A 6,531-nucleotide genomic window follows, 5' to 3' on the forward strand; every position below is an offset into this window, starting at 1 on the left:
CAGAGAGAGGTAATTCCAATGGCTGGACCCCAGCGCCGCGGTGGCGGTGCCGGTGGCGGCGAGCGGCGGGACCGGAAGGGTCGCGACGGTGGCAACGCCGCCGCCGAGAAGACCGCGTACGTTGAGCGCGTTGTCGCGATCAACCGCGTCGCCAAGGTTGTGAAGGGTGGTCGTCGCTTCAGCTTCACCGCGCTGGTCGTGGTGGGCGACGGTGACGGCACCGTGGGTGTCGGATACGGCAAGGCCAAGGAGGTGCCGGCCGCCATCGCCAAGGGTGTTGAGGAGGCCAAGAAGCACTTCTTCAAGGTCCCCCGCATCCAGGGCACCATCCCGCACCCGATCACGGGTGAGAAGGCTGCCGGCGTCGTTCTCCTCAAGCCGGCTTCGCCGGGTACCGGTGTTATCGCCGGTGGTCCCGTGCGTGCCGTCCTGGAGTGCGCCGGTATCCACGACGTGCTGTCGAAGTCCCTCGGCTCGTCGAACGCGATCAACATCGTGCACGCGACCGTGGAGGCCCTGAAGGGCCTGCAGCGTCCCGAGGAGATCGCGGCCCGCCGTGGTCTGCCCCTCGAGGACGTCGCTCCCGCGGCTCTGCTGCGTGCGCGTGCCGGGGCTGGTGCTGCGTAATGGCTCAGCTCAAGATCACGCAGACGAAGTCGTACATCGGCAGCAAGCAGAACCACCGTGACACCCTGCGGTCCCTTGGTCTCAAGGGCATCAACACGCAGGTCGTCAAGGAGGATCGTCCCGAGTTCCGCGGCATGGTGCACACCGTCCGCCACCTCGTGACGGTCGAGGAGGTCGACTGATCATGGCGGAGCAGAACCCGCTCAAGATCCACAACCTCCGTCCCGCCCCGGGCGCCAAGACCGCCAAGACCCGTGTCGGTCGTGGTGAGGCGTCGAAGGGTAAGACGGCCGGTCGTGGTACCAAGGGCACGAAGGCCCGTTACCAGGTTCCGGAGCGCTTCGAGGGTGGGCAGATGCCCCTCCACATGCGCCTCCCGAAGCTGAAGGGCTTCAAGAACCCGTTCAAGACCGAGTTCCAGGTCGTGAACCTCGACAAGCTGGCCGCGCTCTACCCCGAGGGTGGCGAGGTCACCGTCGAGGGTCTGGTGGCCAAGGGTGCCGTTCGCAAGAACAGCCTCGTCAAGGTCCTCGGCCAGGGCGAGATCTCCGTGGCGCTGCAGGTGACGGTCGACGCCGTCTCCGGCTCCGCCAAGGAGAAGATCACCGCCGCCGGCGGTACTGTCACCGAGCTCGTCTGAACACCACAGGCGTCTCGATGACCTGAGCGATCCCGACCGGGGATACCCCACAAATGGGGTATCCCCGGTTGGTCGTTCCTAGGGCGGCAGTCTCGCCGGTAAGGTGGCTTGCACTGCCCTCTTTTCACAGGGTGCTTCACTTCGGGCACTCTGAGCGGCAGTTGACCGTTACCTATTCGTCGAACCTCAAGACCGTCACCCTTGACGCAGTTGCGCGGGGGTCGCAGGAGGCACCGTGCTCACCGCGTTCGCCCGGGCGTTCAAGACGCCCGACCTGCGCAAGAAGCTGCTCTTCACGCTCGGCATCATCGTGGTCTACCGGGTGGGTACGCACATCCCGATTCCCGGTGTCGACTATCGGAACGTCCAGACCTGTATCGACAGCGCCGAGGCCAACCAGGGCCTGTTCGGTCTGGTGAACATGTTCAGTGGCGGCGCGCTGCTGCAGATCACGATCTTCGCGCTGGGCATCATGCCGTACATCACGGCGAGTATCATTCTGCAGCTGCTGACCGTGGTGATCCCGCGCCTGGAAGCCCTGAAGAAGGAGGGCCAGGCCGGTACGGCGAAGATCACGCAGTACACCCGTTACCTGACGATCGCCCTCGCCATTCTCCAGGGCACCGGCCTCGTCGCCACCGCCCGCAGCGGCGCCCTGTTCACGGGCTGCCCGGTGGCCAGCCAGATCGTCCCGGACCAGTCGATCTTCGTCACCGTCACCATGGTCATCACGATGACCGCCGGTACGGCGGCCGTGATGTGGCTCGGTGAGCTCATCACGGACCGTGGCATCGGCAACGGCATGTCGATCCTGATGTTCATCTCGATCGCCGCCACCTTCCCGTCCGCCCTGTGGGCCATCAAGGAGCAGGGCTCGCTGGCCGACGGCTGGATCGAGTTCGGCACGGTCATCCTGGTCGGTCTCGTCGTGATCGGCCTGGTGGTCTTCGTCGAGCAGGCCCAGCGCCGCATTCCGGTCCAGTACGCGAAGCGGATGATCGGCCGCCGTTCCTACGGCGGTACCTCGACGTACATTCCGCTGAAGGTCAACCAGGCCGGCATCATCCCTGTGATCTTCGCCTCGTCGCTGCTCTACATCCCGGCGCTGATCGCGCAGTTCGCCGGCGGAAACTCCGGCTGGAAGATCTGGATCGAGAAGAACCTCGCGCTGCCGGACGCCCCGATGCACATGGTTCTCTACTTCTTCCTGATCATCTTCTTCGCCTTCTTCTACGTGGCCATCTCGTTCAACCCCGAGGAAGTCGCGGACAACATGAAGAAGTATGGTGGCTTCATCCCGGGCATCCGGGCTGGCCGACCGACCGCTGAGTACCTGAGCTACGTACTCAACCGGATCACCTGGCCGGGTTCGCTGTACTTGGGACTGATCGCTCTCGTGCCGACGATGGCGTTGGCTGGTTTCGGGGCAAACCAGAACTTCCCGTTCGGCGGGACCAGCATCCTGATCATCGTGGGTGTCGGTCTCGAGACCGTGAAGCAGATCGAGAGCCAGCTCCAGCAGCGCAATTACGAAGGGTTCCTCCGCTGATGCGTATCGTCCTCGTCGGGCCGCCGGGCGCCGGTAAGGGAACGCAGGCCGCGTTCCTGGCCAAGAACCTGTCGATCCCGCACATCTCCACGGGCGACCTGTTCCGGGCCAACATCAGCAGGCAGACGGAACTCGGCAAACTGGCGAAGTCCTACATGGACGCGGGCAATCTCGTGCCCGACGAGGTCACCATCGCGATGGCGAAGGACCGCATGGAGCAGCCGGACGCCGAGAACGGTTTCCTGCTCGACGGCTTCCCCCGCAATGTCTCGCAGGCCGAGGCGCTCGACGAGCTGCTCGAGACCGAGAGCATGCAGCTCGACGCGGTGCTGGACCTGGAGGTCCCCGAGGACGAGGTCGTCAAGCGGATCGCCGGCCGGCGCATCTGCCGCAACGACTCCTCGCACGTCTTCCACGTGACGTACAAGCAGCCGGCCAAGGAAGGCGTCTGCGACGTCTGCGGCGGCGAGCTGTACCAGCGCGACGACGACTCCGAGGAGACGGTGCGCACGCGCCTGGAGGTCTACCACACCCAGACCGAGCCGATCATCGACTACTACAAGGCCCAGGGCCTCGTGGTCACGATCTCCGCGCTCGGCAAGGTGGAGGACGTCACGACGCGCGCCATGGAGGCGCTGAAGCGTGGCGAGGACGGCAAGTAGTCGTCCGTACGCAGCTACGGCCGCGGTTCCCCCCGGGGAGCCGCGGCTGCTGTGTGGGCGGGGCCCGGCGCGCGGCCCCGTATCGTTGAAGGCGTTCGCAGTCGCCGAAGGTCCAGAAAGGCCGTAGCTCCCATGGTGCAGATCAAGAGCCCCGAGCAGATCGCCAAGATGCGTGAGGCGGGGCTGGTCGTCGCAGCCATCCACGCGGCGACCCGTGAGGCAGCCGTACCCGGGGCCACGACGAAGGATCTGGACCAGGTCGCCCGCAAGGTGCTCGCCGAGCACAACGCCAAGCCGAACTTCCTCGGCTACGGCGGCTTCCCGGCGACGATCTGCACGTCCGTGAACGAGGTCGTCGTCCACGGCATCCCGTCCGACGACGTCGTCCTCAAGGACGGGGACGTCATCTCCATCGACTGCGGCGCGATCATCGACGGCTGGCACGGCGACGCCGCCTACACGGCCTTCGTGGGCTCCGGGCACGCCCCGGAGCTGGTCGAGCTCTCCCGGGTGACCGAGGAGTCGATGTGGGCCGGCATCGCCGCCATGAAGCAGGGCAACCGCCTGGTCGACGTGTCCCGGGCCATCGAGACGTACATCCGCCGCCAGCCCAAGCCCGGCGGCGGCAAGTACGGGATCATCGAGGACTACGGCGGCCACGGCATCGGCACCGAGATGCACATGGACCCGCACCTGCTGAACTACGTCGACCGGCGGCGCGGCAAGGGCCCGAAGCTGGTGCCCGGCTTCTGCCTCGCGATCGAGCCGATGGTCTCCCTGGGGACGCCGAAGACGGAGGTCCTCCAGGACGACTGGACCGTCATCACGACGGACGGCACCTGGTCGTCCCACTGGGAGCACTCGGTCGCGCTGACGGAGCAGGGCCCGCTGGTGCTGACGTCTCCCGACGGGGGCAAGGCGAAGCTCGCCGAGCTGGGGATCGTCGCCGCGCCGGATCCGCTGGGCTGAGCGCCTTCCGGGGTGAGTGGTCCTCCCGGTCGGCGGCTCGGGGCGCGTGGGGGCATGTCGCGCAGTTCCCCGCGCCCCTTTCGGGGCGCTTAAAGACCTTCGTGCCGGGGCAGACTTCCCCGATTCGTGTTTCGGAGGGCCCTGTCGTAGACTGACTCGTCGGCTCTTGTGTACCCGCATGCCTGCATGCGGCTCGCGCAGGGTCGATCAAGGTAGTCGATTCGAAGGGCGAAGCGTGGCCAAGAAGCAAGGTGCCATCGAGATCGAGGGCACTGTCGTCGAGTCTCTTCCGAACGCCATGTTCAAGGTCGAGCTCCAGAACGGCCACCAGGTCCTGGCACACATCAGCGGCAAGATGCGCATGCACTACATCCGCATCCTCCCTGACGACCGGGTCGTGGTGGAGCTGTCTCCGTACGACCTGACGCGTGGCCGGATCGTCTACCGCTACAAGTAGATCTTGCCTGCGCCCCGGCTTCCGGGGTGGTGGCACTGACCCGGAGAACCTCACCCATGAAGGTCAAGCCGAGCGTCAAGAAGATCTGCGACAAGTGCAGGGTGATCCGCCGTCACGGCCGGGTCATGGTCATCTGCGACAACCCGCGCCACAAGCAGCGCCAGGGCTGACGCACGACCGATCCCTCTGCATTCCTCGCAGGGATTCGCGCGACGCAAGCTGAATATGTTCATACGCAGGACCCAGACCCCCGGGTCTGACACCCCCGGTCGGAGGCCGGGGACCCAGTTCGTACCTGGTACGGCGACTGGGAGTCGGTTCTGTGGAAGACCTCCGTCAAGTAACTGGAGCCATTGAATGGCACGCGTTTCCGGTGTTGACATCCCGCGCGAAAAGCGCGTGGAGATCGCCCTCACCTACGTGTTCGGCATCGGCCGGACCCTCTCGCAGCAGACGCTGGCCGCCACCGGCGTCGACCCGAACACCCGCGTTCGCGACCTCTCCGAGGAGCAGCTCGTCGCGATCCGCGAGTACGTCGACAACAACATCAAGACCGAGGGTGACCTCCGTCGCGAGGTTCAGGCCGACATCCGCCGCAAGGTCGAGATCGGCACCTACCAGGGTCTGCGTCACCGTCGCGGCCTGCCCGTCCGCGGTCAGCGCACCAGCACGAACGCTCGTACCCGCAAGGGCCCGCGTCGCGCCATCGCCGGTAAGAAGAAGCCGGGCAAGAAGTAGTCCTCAGCGGACGCTTATCAGCGGTCTTCGCTGTAGGACCGACCACCTCCCGTAGGAGTTATAGATGCCCCCCAAGGGTCGTCAGGGCGCTGCCAAGAAGGTGCGCCGCAAGGAAAAGAAGAACGTCGCTCACGGCCACGCGCACATCAAGAGCACGTTCAACAACACGATCGTCTCGATCACGGACCCCTCGGGCAACGTGATCTCCTGGGCCTCCGCCGGCCACGTCGGCTTCAAGGGCTCGCGCAAGTCCACCCCCTTCGCCGCGCAGATGGCCGCCGAGTCGGCCGCCCGCCGCGCGCAGGAGCACGGCATGCGCAAGGTGGACGTGTTCGTCAAGGGTCCCGGCTCCGGCCGTGAGACCGCGATCCGCTCCCTCCAGGCCACCGGCCTCGAGGTCGGCTCGATCCAGGACGTCACGCCGACCCCGCACAACGGCTGCCGTCCGCCGAAGCGCCGCCGCGTCTGACCCCTCGGGGCGGGTGTACGGCCGCTTGTCGGTCTGAGGATTTCGGGCGGTATGGCTCTTCGGGGCCATACCGCCCGTACCCTTGTAACTGCAACACAGATCGGGCTGCCGCCCGGTGGCAAGGGCATCAAATAGTGGGTGCCCCTGACTGAAGGACTCACCACATGCTGATCGCTCAGCGTCCCTCGTTGACCGAAGAGGTCGTCGACGAATTCCGCTCCCGGTTCGTGATCGAGCCGCTGGAGCCGGGCTTCGGCTACACCCTCGGCAACTCCCTGCGCCGGACCCTCCTCTCCTCGATCCCGGGTGCGGCGGTCACGTCCATCCGCATCGACGGCGTGCTGCACGAGTTCACCACCGTGCCGGGCGTCAAGGAGGACGTCACCGACCTGATCCTCAACATCAAGCAGCTGGTCGTCT

At 66.0% G+C, this 6,531-nt stretch carries 10 protein-coding genes and 1 pseudogene; all 11 read left to right on the forward strand.

The features are described from left to right. Positions 1-18: 18 nt before the first annotated feature. The gene (gene rpsE / locus G3I77_RS23950; protein ID WP_248506984.1) at positions 19-627 is read left to right on the forward strand and encodes a 30S ribosomal protein S5; all 609 of its coding nucleotides are present in this window, start codon (positions 19-21) and stop codon (positions 625-627) included. Beyond that, the gene (gene rpmD, locus G3I77_RS23955; protein WP_005481207.1) at positions 627-809 is read left to right on the forward strand and encodes a 50S ribosomal protein L30; all 183 of its coding nucleotides are present in this window, start codon (positions 627-629) and stop codon (positions 807-809) included. The genes rpsE and rpmD overlap by 1 nt, the downstream gene beginning before the upstream one ends. A gap of 2 nt (positions 810-811) precedes the next feature. Further along, a complete protein-coding gene (rplO, locus tag G3I77_RS23960) occupies positions 812-1,267 on the forward strand; it encodes a 50S ribosomal protein L15 (RefSeq protein WP_023547373.1) in 456 nt (151 codons plus the stop codon). Between the two features lie 235 nt (positions 1,268-1,502). Further along, positions 1,503-2,816, forward strand: coding sequence for a preprotein translocase subunit SecY (gene secY, locus G3I77_RS23965; protein ID WP_248506987.1), 1,314 nt, complete (start codon positions 1,503-1,505; stop codon positions 2,814-2,816). Then, entirely contained in the window at positions 2,816-3,478 is a 663-nt protein-coding gene (locus G3I77_RS23970) for an adenylate kinase (protein WP_248506990.1), read from the forward strand. The genes secY and G3I77_RS23970 overlap by 1 nt, the downstream gene beginning before the upstream one ends. Positions 3,479-3,610: 132 nt before the next feature. Next, a complete protein-coding gene (gene map / locus G3I77_RS23975) occupies positions 3,611-4,447 on the forward strand; it encodes a type I methionyl aminopeptidase (protein WP_248506994.1) in 837 nt (278 codons plus the stop codon). Positions 4,448-4,682: 235 nt separating this feature from the next. Beyond that, positions 4,683-4,904 (forward strand): translation initiation factor IF-1, encoded by a 222-nt coding sequence (gene infA, locus G3I77_RS23980; RefSeq protein ID WP_003948620.1) that lies wholly within the window; start codon positions 4,683-4,685, stop codon positions 4,902-4,904. Positions 4,905-4,960: 56 nt separating this feature from the next. Then, positions 4,961-5,074, forward strand: a complete 114-nt coding sequence (gene rpmJ, locus G3I77_RS23985) for a 50S ribosomal protein L36 (RefSeq protein ID WP_003974245.1) — start codon at positions 4,961-4,963, stop codon at positions 5,072-5,074. A 187-nt stretch (positions 5,075-5,261) separates the two neighbouring features. Continuing rightward, positions 5,262-5,642, forward strand: a complete 381-nt coding sequence (gene rpsM, locus G3I77_RS23990) for a 30S ribosomal protein S13 (protein ID WP_003974244.1) — start codon at positions 5,262-5,264, stop codon at positions 5,640-5,642. Positions 5,643-5,706: 64 nt separating this feature from the next. After that, a complete protein-coding gene (rpsK, locus tag G3I77_RS23995; protein ID WP_003956432.1) occupies positions 5,707-6,111 on the forward strand; it encodes a 30S ribosomal protein S11 in 405 nt (134 codons plus the stop codon). 164 nt (positions 6,112-6,275) lie between these two features. After that, positions 6,276-6,531 (forward strand): annotated as a pseudogene (locus G3I77_RS24000) (DNA-directed RNA polymerase subunit alpha); the annotation flags it as partial.

Source organism: Streptomyces sp. D2-8, from assembly GCF_023184515.1.
Classification (GTDB): domain Bacteria; phylum Actinomycetota; class Actinomycetes; order Streptomycetales; family Streptomycetaceae; genus Streptomyces.